Below are 14,698 nucleotides of genomic sequence, written 5' to 3'. Positions count from 1 at the left end.
GCACCATGGCCTCCATCGCCGTCCCCAAGCTCGACCTGGCCGCCCTTCAGCAGAAGGTCGTCGGCCAGTTCAAGGGCCTGAACCCCAACGACCCGGCCACCTGGCCGATCCTGCCGCGGCTGCTCGCGTGCCTCGCCCTCATGGCGGCCATCGTCATCGCGCTGTGGTTCGTCTGGCTGCAGAACTCGGACACCGAACTCGAAGGCGAACGCGCCAAGGAGCAGACGCTGAAGGCGGACTACACCAAGAAGCTCGGCCAGGCCATCAACCTCGATGCCCTGAAGAAGCAGCGCGAGCAGGTGCAGCAGTACGTGACGCAGCTCGAGAAGCAGCTGCCCAGCAAGGCGGAAATGGACGCCCTGCTGTCCGACATCAACCAGGCGGGCCTGGGCCGCAGCCTCACGTTCGAGCTGTTCCGCCCCGGCCAGGTGAACGTCAAGGAGTACTACGCCGAGCTGCCCATCGCGGTGAAGGTCACCGGCCGCTACCACGACATCGGCTCGTTCGCCTCCGACATCGCGAACCTCTCGCGCATCGTGACGCTGAACAACCTCACGATCGGGGGGGCCAAGGACGGGGCGCTGTCGATGGACGCCACGGCCAAGACGTTCCGCTACCTCGACACCGAGGAAGTGAACCGGCAGCGCAAGGCCGCTGCGCCGGCCGCGGGAGCCAAGAAATGACGATGGTCCGACTCGCCCCCGCCCTGGCCGCCGTGCTGCTGGCGGCCGGCTGCAGCTCCTCCAACCAGGAGGAGATCCAGCAGTGGATGGCCGAGCAGCGCGCCCAGACCCGGCCGAAGGTTCAGCCGATCCCGGAGCCCAAGAAGTTCACGCCGCAGGCCTACACGCAGGAAGCGGCCATCGATCCGTTCAGCAGCCAGAAGCTCACGCAGGCGCTCAAGCGCGAGACGACGCAGTCCACGTCCAGCGCCGCCCTGCTGGCGCCGGAGCTCGCCCGCCGCAAGGAGCCGCTGGAGAGCTATCCGCTCGACAGCATGGCCATGGTGGGCAGCCTGGTCAAAAAGGGCCAGCCCGTCGCCCTGGTGCAGGTGGACAAGCTCCTGTACCAGGTCCGCCCCGGCAACTACCTCGGCCAGAACTACGGCCGGATCATGAAGGTGGGCGAGACCGAGGTCGTGCTGCGCGAGATCGTGCAGGACGCCGCGGGCGAATGGATCGAGCGCACCGCGACGCTGCAATTGCAAGAGAGGGCGAAATGAAGAAACAGAACCACATGGCCTGGGGGCGGCTGCTTGCCTGCTTCGGATGGCTCCTCGCAATGGCCTTCGCGGCATCCGCGCAGGCGCAGACGGCCGTCGAATCGGTCACCAGCTCGATCCAGGGCGGCGTCGAAGTGGTCCGCATCGACTTCACGCAGCCGCTGACCGCGGTCCCCGCCGGCTTCGCCATCCAGTCCCCCGCGCGCATCGCGCTCGACGTGCCCGGCGCCACCAATGCGATGGGCCGCAACTCCGTCGAGCTGAACCAGGGCAACCTGCGTTCCGTCAACGTCGTCACCGCCGGTGACCGCACCCGCCTCGTGCTGAACCTGAAGTCGCCCACCGGCTACAAGGCGCAGCTGCAGGGCAAGTCGCTGCTGCTGTCGCTCGACCCGGTGGGCGTCGCCAGCGCGCCGGCCGTCACCGCGCCGGCCGCCACGTTCGCCGAGAGCCGCAACCGCGACACCCAGCCGATCAAGGACCTGGACTTCCGCCGCGGCCCCGACAGCTCGGGCCGCATCATGGTGGAACTGCCGAACAACCAGGTCGGCGTGGACATCCGCCAGCAGGGCCACTCCCTGGTGGTCGACTTCCTGAAGTCGACGCTGCCGGAGGGCCTGCGCCGCAAGCTCGACGTCACCGACTTCGGCACGCCGGTGCAGACCGTCACGACCTTCCAGCAGGGCGACCGCGTGCGCGTCGTCATCGAGCCCAAGGGCGCCTGGGAGCACAGCGCCTACCAGAGCGACAACCAGTTCGTCGTCGAGGTACGCCAGCAGAAGAACGACCCGAACAAGCTCGCCCAGGGCCCGGGCTACGCCGGCGAGAAGCTGTCGCTGAACTTCCAGAACATCGAGGTGCGCTCGCTGCTGCAGGTGATCGCCGACTTCACCAACTTCAACATCGTCACCTCCGACTCGGTCTCGGGCGCCGTCACGCTGCGCCTGAAGGACGTGCCGTGGGACCAGGCGCTGGACATCATCCTGCAGGCCAAGGGCCTGGGCATGCGCAAGACCGGCAATGTGCTGTGGATCGCGCCCAAGGACGAGATCGCCGCCAAGGAGAAGCTCGAGCTCGAATCGCGCGTCGCGATCCAGGGCCTGGAGCCGGTGCGCACCCAGTCGTTCCAGCTCAATTACACCCGCGCCGCCGAAGTGGCGGCGCAGCTGACCGCCGGCCCGGTCGCCAACCGCGTGCTGAGCGCCCGCGGCAGCGTGATCGCCGAGCCGCGCACCAACCAGCTGTTCGTCACCGACATCGCCAGCCGCCTGGAGCAGGTGCAGGAACTGATCACCAAGCTGGACATCGCCGTGCGCCAGGTCCTGATCGAGGCGCGCATCGTCGAGGCCTCGGACACCTTCGGCAAGTCGCTGGGCGTGCGCCTGGGCGGCTCCGACCTGCGCGCCGGCAACGCGCGCGGCGGCACGCCGGGCTATGGCGTGTTCAACAACCAGCGTGCCTCGGTGGGGGCCACCTACGACGCCGTGACCGGCCAGACGGGCGAGAGCACCACGCAGCTGGACACCATCAACACGAGCTTCGTGAACCTGCCGGCCGTCGGCCAGGGCGGCTACAACCCGGCCAGCTTCGCCATCTCGCTGTTCGGCGCCGGCGCCAACCGGTTCCTGAACCTGGAGCTGTCGGCACTGGAGGCGGACGGCAAGGGCCGCCTGGTGTCCAGCCCGCGCGTCGTCACGGCGGACAAGACCAAGGCGCTGATCGAGCAGGGCACGGAATTCCCGTACCAGCAGGCCACGTCCAGCGGCGCCACGTCGGTGGCCTTCCGCCGCGCGACCCTGAAGCTCGAAGTCACGCCCCAGATCACGCCCGAGGGCAACATCATCCTGGACCTGGACATCAGCAAGGACAGCCGCGGCGAGACCACGGCGGCGGGCATCGCCATCAACACCAAGCACATCCGCACCCAGGTGCTGGTCGAGAACGGTGGCACGGTGGTGATCGGCGGCATCTTCGAGCTGACAGAGACCGAGACCGACACCAAGGTGCCGGTGCTGGGCGACATCCCGGCGGTGGGCAACCTGTTCAAGAACAAGGCGCGCAGCTCCAGCAAGCAGGAAATGCTGGTGTTCATCACGCCCAAGATGGTGGCCGACCGCGGCGTCGCCCGCTAAGGCGCCATCCAGCCGGACCGGCGGCATGCGCAGCCTCGTGCTGGTCGGCCTGCCGGGGTCCGGCAAGTCGACCATCGGACACAGCCTCGCCCGCCGGGTGGGGCTGCCGTTCCTCGATTCCGACCACGTCATCGAGCAGCGCATCGGCTGCTCCATCCGCGATTTCTTCGCGCGCGAAGGCGAAGCCGCCTTCCGCGACCTGGAGCAGCAGGTGCTGGCCGAGATCGCGTCCGGCCCGCCCTGCGTACTCGCGACCGGTGGTGGCTCCGTGTTGCGCGAGGCGAACCGCGCCGCGCTGAAGTCCGCCGGCTCCGTGGTCTACCTGCGCTCCACGCCCGAGGAGCTGTGGCGCCGCCTGCGCCGCGACACCAAGCGGCCCTTGCTGCAGGTCGACGATCCGCTGCAGAAGCTGCGGCAGCTGTTCGCCGAGCGCGACCCCCTGTACCGCGAGACGGCGCACTTCGTCATCGACACGGGCCGGCCCTCGGTGCCGGCGCTGGTGAACATGGTGGTGATGCAGCTGGAGCTGGCCGGCGTGCTGGGCCCCGGCTGAGGCGGGGCCGCGCCTTACACTGCGGGGATGCTTTCCGCCCCGCCGCGCGTGCTGCACGAGGTCGCCATCGACCTCGCCGAACGCAGCTATCCGATCGTCATCGGGACCGGCCTGCTCGCTTCGCCCGGCACGTGGGCCGGCCTGCCGCGCGCCTCGGCGGCGCTGGTCGTCACCAACGACACCGTGGCGCCGCTGTACCTACAGCCCCTGCGCGATGCGCTGGCCGCGCATTACCGGGCCGTGCACGTCGTGGTGCTGCCCGACGGCGAGTCGCACAAGGACTGGCAGACGCTCAACGCGATCTTCGACGGGCTGCTGTCGAACGGCTGCGACCGCAAGACCGTGCTGTTCGCGCTGGGCGGCGGCGTCGTCGGCGACATGACCGGGTTCGCGGCCGCCTGCTACATGCGGGGGGTTCCGTTCGTGCAGGTGCCCACGACGCTGCTCGCGCAGGTCGACTCGTCGGTGGGCGGCAAGACGGCGATCAACCATCCGCTGGGCAAGAACATGGTCGGCGCGTTTCACCAACCGGTGCGCGTCGTCTGTGACCTGGACACCCTGGCCACGCTGCCGGCGCGCGAGTTCAGCGCCGGGCTCGCCGAGGTGATCAAGTACGGCCCGATCGCCGACATGGCGTTCCTCGACTGGATCGAGCAATCGTTGCCGGCCCTGCTGCGCCGTGATCCGGCGGCGCTCGCCCGGGCGGTGCAACGCAGCTGCGAGATCAAGGCCGGGGTCGTGGCCCAGGACGAGCGCGAAAGCGGCTTGCGCGCGATCCTGAACTTCGGCCACACCTTCGGGCACGCGATCGAGTCCGGCCTCGGCTACGGCGAGTGGCTCCATGGCGAGGCGGTCGGCTGCGGCATGGTGATGGCCGCGCAGCTGTCGCAGCGCCTCGGCCACATCGACGCCGCGCTGGTCGAGCGGCTCACGCGCCTGGTGCGCGAAGCGGGGCTGCCGGTGCGCGCACCGGACCTCGGGGCCGATCGCTACCTCGAACTGATGCGGCTGGACAAGAAATCCGAGGGCGGCGGCATCCGCTTCGTCGTGATCGAGGCGCCCGGCCGGGCCGGCGTTCGGCCCGCCCCGGAGCCGGTCGTGCGCGAGGTGATCGCCGCCTGCACGAGCGGGGGCTGAGCCCGATGCAGCAGGTTGGGGGCAAGGACGCCGGGAACGGCACGTTGGCTTCGTACGCCAGCGATCCGGCGCAGTCGCGCGGCCGCCGGCATCCGGAGCCCGTGCCGCCCACGCGCACGGACTTCCAGCGGGACCGCGACCGCATCGTCCACTCGACCGCCTTCCGGCGGCTCGTCTACAAGACACAGGTGTTCCTCAACCACGAGGGCGACCTGTTCCGCACGCGGCTGACGCATTCGCTCGAAGTGGCGCAGCTGGGGCGCTCGATCGCCCGCCCGCTGGGCCTGAACGAGGACCTGGTCGAGGCCATCGCGCTGGCGCACGACCTGGGCCACACGCCGTTCGGCCATGCCGGCCAGGATGCGCTGAACGAGTGCATGGACGGCTTCGGCGGCTTCGAGCACAACCTGCAGAGCCTGCGCGTGGTCGATGCGCTCGAGGAGCGCTATCCGCAGTTCGACGGCCTGAACCTCACGTTCGAGACCCGCGAGGGCATCCTGAAGCACTGTTCGCGGGCGAACGCCGAGCGGCTCGAGGCGCAGGAGCCCGGCGGCGTCGGGCGCCGGTTCATCGAGCGCACGCAGCCCAGCCTGGAGGCGCAGCTGTGCAACCTGGCCGACGAGATCGCCTACAACGCGCACGACATCGACGATGGCGTGCGCTCGGGCCTGCTCACGTTCGAGCAGCTCGATGCCATCGCCCTGTTCGCGGACCACCGCAACCAGGCGCTGGCGGACCACCCCACGCTTTCGGGCCGGCGCCTGCTGTACGAAGCGATCCGCCGCATGCTCAGCGCGCAGGTGTACGACGTCATCGATGCCACCACCGCGGCGATCGAGCGCACCGGCGTCGCGACCGCGGACGGGGCGCGCCGTGCCGGCCCGCTCGTGTGCTTCAGCGACGCGATGCGCGACCGGTCCTCGGTGCTGAAGCAGTTCCTGCTGCGCAACCTCTACCGGCACCCGCAGGTGGTCGAGACGACCCAGCGCGCGCGGCAGGTGGTGCGCGACCTCTTTGCCGCCTATCTCCACGATCCGGCGCAGATGCAGGCCGGCTTCACCGCCCGCGCGGACCGCGAGCGCGCGGTGGCGGACTACATCGCCGGCATGACGGACCGCTTCGCGGCGCGCGAGCACGAGCGGCTCACGGGCCACCGGCTGCTGCCGTGAGGCGCGAGGGCACCAGTGCGGCCTGGCTGGTGGTGCTGGGCGGTGTCGCGGCGGCGATCCACGTCGGCAAGCTGCCGCCCGCGCTGCCCGTGCTGCGCGATGCGCTGGGCCTCGGCCTCGTGCAGGCCGGCTTCCTGCTCTCGCTGGTGCAGCTGGCGGGCATGACGCTGGGCCTTGCCATCGGCCTGGCTGCCGACAGCCTGGGCCTCAAGCGCACCATGGTGCTCGGGCTGGTGGTCGTGGGAGCGGCCAGCGTGGCCGGTGGCGGGGCCGCCTCGCCGGCGCCGCTGCTCGCGTTGCGCGCGCTCGAAGGACTGGGCTTCCTGGCCGCGTCGATGCCGGCGCCGGGTCTCATCCGGCGGCTCGTCTCCAGCGACCGCCTGAACGGCATGCTGGGCGTGTGGGGCGCGTACATGCCGTTCGCCACCGCCACGGCCTTGTTGTGCGGGCCGGCGTGGATGGCGCTCGCCGGCTGGCAGGCCTGGTGGTGGTTGCTCGGTGCGTTCTCGCTCGCGATGGCGGCCTGGCTCGCGCTCGCACTGCCGCCCGATCCGGTGCGGCACGTGGCGCAGGCCGGCTGGAAGGGCAGGGTGGTGCAGACGCTGCGGGCGCCCGGGCCATGGCTGGTCGCCCTGGCGTTCGGCGTCTACTCGGCGCAGTGGCTGGCGGTCATCGGCTTCCTGCCTTCGATCTATCTCGCCTCGGGCTTCGCGCCCTCGTGGGCCGCGGTCGCGACGGCCCTGGCGGCGGCCGTGAACATGGTGGGCAACCTGGCCTCGGGGCGCCTGCTGCAGCGCGGCGTTCCTGCGCAGCGGTTGCTCGCCGTCGGCTCGGTGGTGATGGGCCTGGGCGGCTTCCTCGCGTTCACGGGCTGGTTCGGCGAGGGCGGCGCGGCGCCGCTGCTGCGGTATGCCGCGGTCCTGGCGTTCTCGATGGTGGGAGGCGTGATCCCGGGAACCCTGTTCTCGCTGGCGGTGCGCCTCGCGCCGTCGGAGCACACCGTCTCGACCACCGTCGGCTGGATGCAGCAATGGTCCGCGCTGGGCCAATTCGCGGGACCGCCGCTGGTGGCGTGGGTGGCCGCGCGTGCGGGCGGCTGGCAATGGAGCTGGGTGGTCACCAGCAGCTGTGCGCTGGCCGGCCTGCTGCTGGCGGGCTGGGCGGGCCGGCTGCTGCATCGGCAGCGCCTAGAATCGCCGCCTTCCCGCCATGGCCACGCTCCCACCCACTCCTGAGCAAGCGATCGCCGACACCCGCCGCTGGCTCGAGCGTGCGGTGATCGGGCTCAACCTGTGCCCGTTCGCCAAGTCCGTCTACGTGAAGGAGCAGGTCCACTTCGCCGTGAGCACCGAAGGCGAGTTCGCCGGCGTGCTCGAAGCGCTCGATCGCGAGCTGACCGAGCTGCTGGACCGTCCCGCGGCGCAGCGCGACACCACGCTGCTCGTGCTGCCCCAGGGCTTCGACGAATTCCTGCTGTTCAACGATCTCGTGCGCCAGGGCGAACGCCTCGTGGCGCGGCGCGGGCTCGAAGGCACCGTGCAGCTGGCCAGCTTCCATCCGCGGTTCCGGTTCGCCGGCGCGGAGGAGGACGATCCGGGCAACCGCAGCAACCAGTCGCCGTATCCCACCTTGCACCTGCTGCGCGAGTCGAGCATCGACCGCGCGGTCGCCGCGTTCCCGGAGGCGGAGGCGATCTTCGGCGCGAACGTCGAGACGCTGCGCCGCCTGGGCCACGAGGGATGGGCCGCCCTGGGCGTGGGGAGGAGCGAATGAGCGCCGCCGGCCAGCCATGGCGCGAAGGGCAGTCGATCGAGCTGCTCAAGGAACTGCACATCCTCACGCGCGAGGGCAAGCTGAACCAGGACTCGCGCCGCAAGCTCAAGCAGGTCTACCACCTGCACCAGTTCATCGAGGAGCTGCTGCGGGACGTGCCCGCGGACTCGCAGGGGCCGCTCGTGGCCGACCATGGCGCGGGCAAGTCGTACCTCGGCTTCATCCTGTACGACCTGACGCTCAAGGGCCTCGGCCGGGGTCAGGTGTACGGCATTGAGACCCGTGCCGAGCTGGTCGAGCGCTCGCGCGACCTGGCCCGCCGGCTGGGGTTCGATCGGATGCGGTTCCTCAACATCAGCGCGGCGGACGCGTCCGGCGACGAGGCGTTGCCTGCGCGCTTCGACCTGGTGACCGCCCTGCATGCGTGCGACACGGCGACCGACGACGCCATCGCCTTCGGGCTGCAGAAGGAGGCGCGTTCGATGCTGCTGGTGCCCTGCTGCCAGGCCGAGGTCGCGGCCAGCCTGCGCCAGCACAAGGCGCTGGCACTCTCGCGCACGCCGTTGGCCGAGCTGTGGAGGCACCCGCTGCACACCCGCGAGGTCGGCAGCCAGCTGACCAACGTGCTGCGCTGCCTCTACCTGGAAGCCAGCGGCTACCAGGTGACGGTGACGGAACTGGTGGGCTGGGAGCACAGCCTGAAGAACGAACTGATCGTGGCGCGTCACACGGGCCAGCGCAAGCGCAGCGCGGCCGAGCGCCTGCGGGCCTTGCTCGCCGAATTCGGCCTCGAAGCGCTGGAGCCGGTGCGCTTCCCCGGCCTGCCCGGCTAGCGCCTGGGCGGCCGGAAACGCCGGCCCAGCATGGCTGCGCCGACCACCCCGGCGCCCAGCAGGACGGCCGCGCCGATGGCGATGTACTGCTGTGGGACCCCGACCACGACGGCCGCCCACACCACCCCGGCCATGAAGGCCAGGAACCCGATCATGTAAGCCGCGAAAGTCATCGGCCTGTACTCCTGCGGGCCATTCTTCGCCCCCTGCCGTGCCATGGCTGTCGGCGGGTGCGCCACCCCGCCGTCGGCGCGCGCTGATAATGGGGGTCAGATTCCAATTCAGCACCGCCTCATGGCCCGCCTCCCCCGCCTCACCGTCGCCGGTTACCCCCACCACGTGATCCAGCGCGGGAACAACCGCCAGGCGATCTTTGCCAGCGACGCCGACCGCGAGTTCTTCCTGCACTTGCTCGAGCAGCACGCGAAGGAGCAGGGCGTCGCGATCCACGCCTACGTGCTGATGGACAACCACGTCCACCTGCTCGCCACCCCGTCGACCGACACGGCCCTGCCCAAGCTCATGCAGGCGGTCGGCAGGCGCTATGTGCGCTACTTCAACGATCGGTACGCGCGCACCGGCACATTGTGGGAGGGCCGCTACCGCTCGACCTTGGTCCAGGCCGAGCGCTACCTGCTGGCCTGCATGGTCTACATCGACCTCAACCCCGTGCGCGCGGGCATGGTGAACCAGGCGGCGGACTATCCCTGGTCCAGCCATCGCCACTACCTGGGCCACGTCTCGGATCGCGTTGTCACGCCCCATCCGCTGTTCTGGGCGTTGGGCAACACGCCCTTCGCCCGTGAGCAGGCGTACGCCGACTTGGTTGGCGCCGGGGTGGCTGCGCCCGTGCGGGACCTGCTGACCGACTCGACGTTCCGCGGCTGGGCGGTGGGGGATCCGGCGTACCTCTCGCGGCTCGCGCAGGAGGGGCCGCGCCGGCCGAGTCCGAAGCCGGCGGGGCGCCCGCGGAAGATTTCCGGCGATTAATCTGTCCCCAATTAAATTGGGGGACGTCGGCGCCGCCGCAGAAATTGGAATCTGACCCCGAATTATTCTGCTTGGCGGGAGTGCTGCGCTGCACTACGATCGCGGGCCCTGCCATCAGTATTGACCCGGAGTGCCCATGACGACGGCTGCCGAGATTTCCTACCTGCAAGACCACGGCCTGTATTCGGCAACCCAGGAGCACGACGCCTGCGGCGTCGGCTTCGTGGCCCACATCAAGGGCGAGAAGAGCCATGCAATCGTCACGCAGGGCCTGAAGATCCTGGAGAACCTGGACCACCGCGGCGCGGTCGGCGCCGACAAGCTCATGGGCGACGGCGCGGGCATCCTGCTGCAACTGCCCGACGCGCTCTATCGCGAGGAAATGGCCAGGCAGGGCATCGAGTTGCCCCCGCCCGGCGAGTACGGCGTCGGCATGGTGTTCCTGCCCAAGGAGCACGCCTCGCGCCTGGCCTGCGAGCAGGAGCTCGAGCGCGCCATCAAGGCCGAAGGGCAGGTGCTGCTGGGCTGGCGCGACGTGCCGGTCGACCGCGACATGCCCATGTCGCCCGCCGTGCGCCAGAAGGAGCCGGTGCTGCGCCAGGTGTTCATCGGCCGCGGCACCGACGTGATCGTGCAGGACGCGCTCGAGCGCAAGCTGTACGTGATCCGCAAGACCGCCAGCGCCGCCATCCAGAACCTGCGCCTGAAGCACTCGAAGGAGTACTACGTTCCCTCGATGTCCAGCCGCACCGTGGTCTACAAGGGCCTGCTGCTGGCCGACCAGGTCGGCACCTACTACCTGGACCTGAAGGACCGCCGCTGCGTCTCGGCGCTGGCCCTCGTGCACCAGCGCTTCTCGACCAACACCTTCCCCGAGTGGCCGCTGGCCCACCCGTACCGCTACGTCGCCCACAACGGCGAGATCAACACCGTCAAGGGCAACTACAACTGGATGCGCGCCCGCGAAGGCGTCATGTCCTCGCCGGTGCTCGGGGCCGACCTGAAGAAGCTCTATCCGATCAGCTTCGCCAGCCAGTCCGACACGGCGACATTCGACAACTGCCTCGAGCTGCTCACGATGGCCGGCTACCCGCTGGCCCAGGCCGTGATGATGATGATCCCCGAGCCGTGGGAGCAGCACACGCTGATGGACGAGCGCCGCAAGGCGTTCTACGAGTATCACGCGGCCATGCTGGAGCCGTGGGACGGCCCGGCCTCCATCGTGTTCACCGACGGCCGCCAGATCGGCGCCACGCTGGACCGCAACGGCCTGCGGCCCTCGCGCTACTGCGTCACCGACGACGATCTGGTGATCATGGCGTCCGAGTCCGGCGTGCTGCCGGTGCCCGAGAACAAGATCGTGCGCAAGTGGCGCCTGCAGCCGGGAAAGATGTTCCTGATCGACCTCGAGCAGGGCCGCATGATCGACGACGAGGAGCTCAAGGCCCAGCTGGCCAACAGCCGCCCGTACAAGCAGTGGATCGAGAACCTGCGCATCAAGCTCGACGACCTGTCGGACAACGCGGGTGACGCGCCCGAGAGCAACGTCGAACTGCTGGACCGCCAGCAGGCGTTCGGCTACACGCAGGAGGACATCAAGTTCCTGATGGCGCCGATGGCCGCCGCCGGCGAGGAGGGCATCGGCTCGATGGGCAACGACACGCCGCTGGCGGTGCTGTCGAGCAAGAACAAGCCGCTGTTCAACTACTTCAAGCAGCTGTTCGCGCAGGTGACCAACCCGCCGATCGACCCGATCCGCGAGGCGATCGTGATGTCGCTGGTGTCCTTCATCGGGCCGAAGCCGAACCTGCTGGACATCAACCAGGTCAACCCGCCGCTGCGGCTGGAGGTGAGCCAGCCGGTGCTGGACTTCGCCGACATGGCCAAGCTGCGCAGCATCGAGAAGCACACGCAGGGCAAGTTCCGCAGCTACGAGCTGGACATCACCTACCCGCTGACCTGGGGGCACGAAGGCGTCGAGGCCAAGCTGGCCTCGCTCAACGCCGAGGCGGTGGACGCGATCAAGAGCGGCAAGAACATCCTGATCATCAGCGACCGCGCTGTCAGCGCGACCCAGGTCGCCATCCCCGCGCTGCTCGCGCTGTCATCGATCCACCAGCACCTGGTGCGCGAGGGCCTGCGCACCACCGCCGGCCTGGTGGTCGAGACCGGCACCGCGCGCGAGGTGCACCACTTCGCGGTGCTGGCCGGCTACGGCGCCGAGGCGGTGCATCCGTACCTGGCGATGGAGACGCTGGTGTCCATCCACCGGGACCTGCCCGGCGAGATGTCGGCCGAGAAGGCGATCTACAACTACGTCAAGGCGATCGGCAAGGGCCTGTCCAAGATCATGTCCAAGATGGGCGTGAGCACGTACATGAGCTATTGCGGCGCCCAGCTGTTCGAGGCCATCGGCCTGAACAGCGACACGGTGGAGAAGTACTTCACCGGCACCGCCAGCCGCGTCGAGGGCATCGGCGTGTTCGAGATCGCCGAGGAGGCGATCCGCATGCATCGCGCCGCCTTCGGCAGCGACCCGGTGCTCGCCACCATGCTCGACGCCGGCGGCGAATACGCCTGGCGCACGCGCGGCGAGGAGCACATGTGGACGCCCGACGCCATCGCCAAGCTGCAGCACAGCACGCGCGCCAACAACTGGAGCACGTACAAGGAGTACGCCCAGCTGGTCAACGACCAGAGCCGCCGCCACATGACGCTGCGCGGCCTGTTCGAGTTCAGGGTCGATCCGTCCCGGGCCATCCCGGTCGACGAGGTCGAGCCGGCCAAGGAGATCGTCAAGCGATTCGCCACCGGCGCCATGTCGCTCGGCTCGATCTCCACCGAGGCGCACGCCACCCTCGCCATCGCGATGAACCGCATCGGCGGCAAGAGCAACACGGGCGAAGGCGGCGAGGACCCGGCGCGCTACCGCCAGGAACTCAAGGGCATCCCGATCAAGCAGGGCCAGACCATGGCCCAGATCATCGGCAAGGACGTGGTCGAGGTCGACATCCCGCTCAAGGACGGCGATTCGCTGCGCTCGCGCATCAAGCAGGTCGCGTCCGGCCGCTTCGGCGTGACGGCCGAGTACCTGGCGTCGTCCGACCAAATCCAGATCAAGATGGCGCAGGGCGCCAAGCCGGGCGAGGGTGGCCAGCTGCCGGGCGGCAAGGTCTCGCCCTACATCGGCAAGCTGCGCTATTCGGTGCCGGGCGTGGGCCTGATCTCGCCCCCGCCGCACCACGACATCTATTCGATCGAGGACCTGGCCCAGCTGATCCACGACCTGAAGAACGTGGCGCCGCACGCTTCCGTCAGCGTCAAGCTGGTCTCGGAAGTGGGCGTGGGCACCATCGCCGCGGGCGTGGCCAAGTGCAAGGCCGACCATGTGGTGATCGCCGGCCATGACGGCGGCACCGGTGCCTCGCCCTGGTCGTCGATCAAGCACGCCGGCTCCCCCTGGGAGATCGGCCTGGCCGAGACGCAGCAGACGCTGGTGCTCAACCGCCTGCGTGGCCGCATCCGCGTGCAGGCCGACGGCCAGATGAAGACCGGCCGCGACGTCGCCATCGGCGCGCTGCTGGGGGCCGACGAATTCGGCTTCGCCACCGCGCCGCTGGTGGTCGAGGGCTGCATCATGATGCGCAAGTGCCACCTGAACACCTGTCCGGTGGGCGTGGCCACGCAGGACCCGCTGCTGCGCAAGAAGTTCGCCGGCAAGCCCGAGCACGTCGTCAACTACTTCTTCTTCGTCGCCGAGGAAGTGCGCCAGATCATGGCGCAGCTGGGCATCCGCAAGTTCGACGACCTGATCGGCCGCACCGACCTGCTCGACATGAAGAAGGGCATCGCGCACTGGAAGGCGCGCGGCCTGGACTTCACCCGCCTGCTGGCGCAGCCCAGCGTGCCCACCGAGGTGGCCCGCTTCCACGTGGACGCGCAGGACCACGGCCTGCACAAGAGCCTGGACAACATCCTGATCGAGCGCAGCAAGCCGGCCATCGAGCGCGGCGAGCGCGTGCAGTTCATGGAACGGGCGCGCAACGTCAACCGCTCGGTGGGCGCCATGCTCTCGGGCGCGCTGACCAAGGTGCATCCCGAGGGGCTGCCCGACGACACCATCCGCATCCAGCTGGAGGGCACCGGCGGCCAGTCGTTCGGCGCCTTCCTGGCCAGCGGCATCACGCTGTACCTGATCGGCGACGCCAACGACTACACCGGCAAGGGCCTATCGGGCGGCCGCATCGTCGTTCGCCCGAGCATCGACTTCCGCGGCGAGGCCACGCGCAACATCATCATCGGCAACACCGCGCTCTATGGCGCCACCACCGGCGAGGCGTTCTTCGCCGGCGTCGCGGGCGAGCGGTTCGCGGTGCGCCTGTCCGGCGCGACCGCGGTGGTCGAGGGCACGGGCGACCACGGCTGCGAATACATGACCGGCGGCACGGTCGTGGTGCTGGGCAAGACCGGCCGCAACTTCGCCGCCGGCATGTCCGGCGGCGTCGCCTACGTCTATGACGAAGACGGCCAGTTCGCCAGCCGCTGCAACACGGCCATGGTGTCGCTCGACCGCGTGCTGGGCTCGGCGGAGCAGAAGTCGGCCACGCCGCGCACGCGGTTCCACGCCGGCCAGACCGACGAGGCGATCCTCAAGCGCCTGCTCGAGGAGCACAACCGCTGGACCGGCAGCCGCCGCGCACGCGACCTGCTGGACAGCTGGAGCACCTCGCGCGCCAAGTTCGTCAAGGTGTTCCCGAACGAATACAAGCGGGCGCTGGCCGAGATGCACGAGCGCGAGGTCGAGGAGGCCAGCACCGGCAACGACGCCCACGTGGCGTTGAGGCACGAGCCGGCGGCGGCGAAGTAGGCGTCCAGAAGAACGAGGAAAC

At 69.5% G+C, this 14,698-nt stretch carries 12 protein-coding genes; 11 read left to right on the top strand and 1 reads right to left on the bottom strand.

Going from position 1 to position 14,698, the window contains the following annotated elements; all coding sequences use genetic code 11:
- The first annotated feature begins 5 nt into the window (after positions 1-5).
- Genes AC3ANR_RS17980 through AC3ANR_RS17940 form a run of 9 tightly spaced genes read left to right on the top strand, consistent with a single transcriptional unit; the run spans position 6 to position 8,819 of the window.
- Positions 6-683, top strand: coding sequence for a type IV pilus inner membrane component PilO (locus AC3ANR_RS17980; protein WP_488289473.1), 678 nt, complete (start codon positions 6-8; stop codon positions 681-683).
- Complete coding sequence (locus AC3ANR_RS17975; protein ID WP_488289472.1) at positions 680-1,222, top strand: pilus assembly protein PilP; 543 nt, start codon at positions 680-682, stop codon at positions 1,220-1,222. Before AC3ANR_RS17980 ends, AC3ANR_RS17975 begins: the two co-directional genes overlap by 4 nt.
- On the top strand, positions 1,219-3,354 hold the full coding sequence (locus AC3ANR_RS17970) for a type IV pilus secretin PilQ (protein WP_488289471.1): 2,136 nt from the start codon (positions 1,219-1,221) through the stop codon (positions 3,352-3,354). The genes AC3ANR_RS17975 and AC3ANR_RS17970 overlap by 4 nt, the downstream gene beginning before the upstream one ends.
- Positions 3,355-3,379: 25 nt before the next feature.
- The gene (locus tag AC3ANR_RS17965; protein WP_488289470.1) at positions 3,380-3,907 is read left to right on the top strand and encodes a shikimate kinase; all 528 of its coding nucleotides are present in this window, start codon (positions 3,380-3,382) and stop codon (positions 3,905-3,907) included.
- 27 nt (positions 3,908-3,934) lie between these two features.
- Complete coding sequence (gene aroB, locus AC3ANR_RS17960; RefSeq protein ID WP_488289469.1) at positions 3,935-5,044, top strand: 3-dehydroquinate synthase; 1,110 nt, start codon at positions 3,935-3,937, stop codon at positions 5,042-5,044.
- Between the two features lie 5 nt (positions 5,045-5,049).
- On the top strand, positions 5,050-6,213 hold the full coding sequence (locus AC3ANR_RS17955) for a deoxyguanosinetriphosphate triphosphohydrolase (protein ID WP_488289468.1): 1,164 nt from the start codon (positions 5,050-5,052) through the stop codon (positions 6,211-6,213).
- Entirely contained in the window at positions 6,210-7,448 is a 1,239-nt protein-coding gene (locus tag AC3ANR_RS17950; RefSeq protein WP_488289467.1) for an MFS transporter, read from the top strand. Before AC3ANR_RS17955 ends, AC3ANR_RS17950 begins: the two co-directional genes overlap by 4 nt.
- A complete protein-coding gene (locus AC3ANR_RS17945; protein ID WP_488289466.1) occupies positions 7,423-7,986 on the top strand; it encodes a DUF1415 domain-containing protein in 564 nt (187 codons plus the stop codon). The genes AC3ANR_RS17950 and AC3ANR_RS17945 overlap by 26 nt, the downstream gene beginning before the upstream one ends.
- Positions 7,953-8,819: a class I SAM-dependent methyltransferase gene (locus AC3ANR_RS17940; RefSeq protein WP_488289465.1), complete on the top strand. Its 867-nt coding sequence runs from the start codon at positions 7,953-7,955 to the stop codon at positions 8,817-8,819. The genes AC3ANR_RS17945 and AC3ANR_RS17940 overlap by 34 nt, the downstream gene beginning before the upstream one ends.
- Here AC3ANR_RS17940 and AC3ANR_RS17935 read toward each other — a convergent pair.
- Positions 8,816-8,992 carry a hypothetical protein gene (locus tag AC3ANR_RS17935; protein WP_488289464.1) on the bottom strand — a complete coding sequence of 59 codons (177 nt, stop codon included), beginning with the start codon at positions 8,990-8,992 and terminating at the stop codon, positions 8,816-8,818. The genes AC3ANR_RS17940 and AC3ANR_RS17935 overlap by 4 nt on opposite strands.
- 121 nt (positions 8,993-9,113) lie before the next feature.
- Here AC3ANR_RS17935 and AC3ANR_RS17930 point away from each other — a divergent pair, with 121 nt between their 5' ends.
- Positions 9,114-9,809 (top strand): REP-associated tyrosine transposase, encoded by a 696-nt coding sequence (locus tag AC3ANR_RS17930; protein ID WP_488289463.1) that lies wholly within the window; start codon positions 9,114-9,116, stop codon positions 9,807-9,809.
- A 136-nt stretch (positions 9,810-9,945) separates the two neighbouring features.
- Positions 9,946-14,676 carry a glutamate synthase-related protein gene (locus AC3ANR_RS17925; RefSeq protein WP_488289462.1) on the top strand — a complete coding sequence of 1,577 codons (4,731 nt, stop codon included), beginning with the start codon at positions 9,946-9,948 and terminating at the stop codon, positions 14,674-14,676.
- Positions 14,677-14,698 lie beyond the last annotated feature (22 nt).

It is taken from the genome of Ramlibacter sp. JJN2-2R (assembly GCF_057747835.1).
Note: the sequence above shows the minus strand (reverse complement) of the source record. Positions and strands in the feature narration are given on the sequence as shown.

What these genes read in the sequence shown, in the direction of transcription:
- AC3ANR_RS17980 (WP_488289473.1), top strand. Translation starts at nt 6, where the DNA reads ATGGCCTCCATCGCCGTCCCCAAGCTCGACCTGGCCGCCCTTCAGCAG.
- AC3ANR_RS17975 (WP_488289472.1), top strand. Translation starts at nt 680, where the DNA reads ATGACGATGGTCCGACTCGCCCCCGCCCTGGCCGCCGTGCTGCTGGCG.
- AC3ANR_RS17970 (WP_488289471.1), top strand. Translation starts at nt 1,219, where the DNA reads ATGAAGAAACAGAACCACATGGCCTGGGGGCGGCTGCTTGCCTGCTTC.
- AC3ANR_RS17965 (WP_488289470.1), top strand. Translation starts at nt 3,380, where the DNA reads ATGCGCAGCCTCGTGCTGGTCGGCCTGCCGGGGTCCGGCAAGTCGACC.
- aroB (WP_488289469.1), top strand. Translation starts at nt 3,935, where the DNA reads ATGCTTTCCGCCCCGCCGCGCGTGCTGCACGAGGTCGCCATCGACCTC.
- AC3ANR_RS17955 (WP_488289468.1), top strand. Translation starts at nt 5,050, where the DNA reads ATGCAGCAGGTTGGGGGCAAGGACGCCGGGAACGGCACGTTGGCTTCG.
- AC3ANR_RS17945 (WP_488289466.1), top strand. Translation starts at nt 7,423, where the DNA reads ATGGCCACGCTCCCACCCACTCCTGAGCAAGCGATCGCCGACACCCGC.
- AC3ANR_RS17940 (WP_488289465.1), top strand. Translation starts at nt 7,953, where the DNA reads ATGGGCCGCCCTGGGCGTGGGGAGGAGCGAATGAGCGCCGCCGGCCAG.
- AC3ANR_RS17935 (WP_488289464.1), bottom strand. Translation starts at nt 8,992, where the DNA reads ATGACTTTCGCGGCTTACATGATCGGGTTCCTGGCCTTCATGGCCGGG.
- AC3ANR_RS17930 (WP_488289463.1), top strand. Translation starts at nt 9,114, where the DNA reads ATGGCCCGCCTCCCCCGCCTCACCGTCGCCGGTTACCCCCACCACGTG.
- AC3ANR_RS17925 (WP_488289462.1), top strand. Translation starts at nt 9,946, where the DNA reads ATGACGACGGCTGCCGAGATTTCCTACCTGCAAGACCACGGCCTGTAT.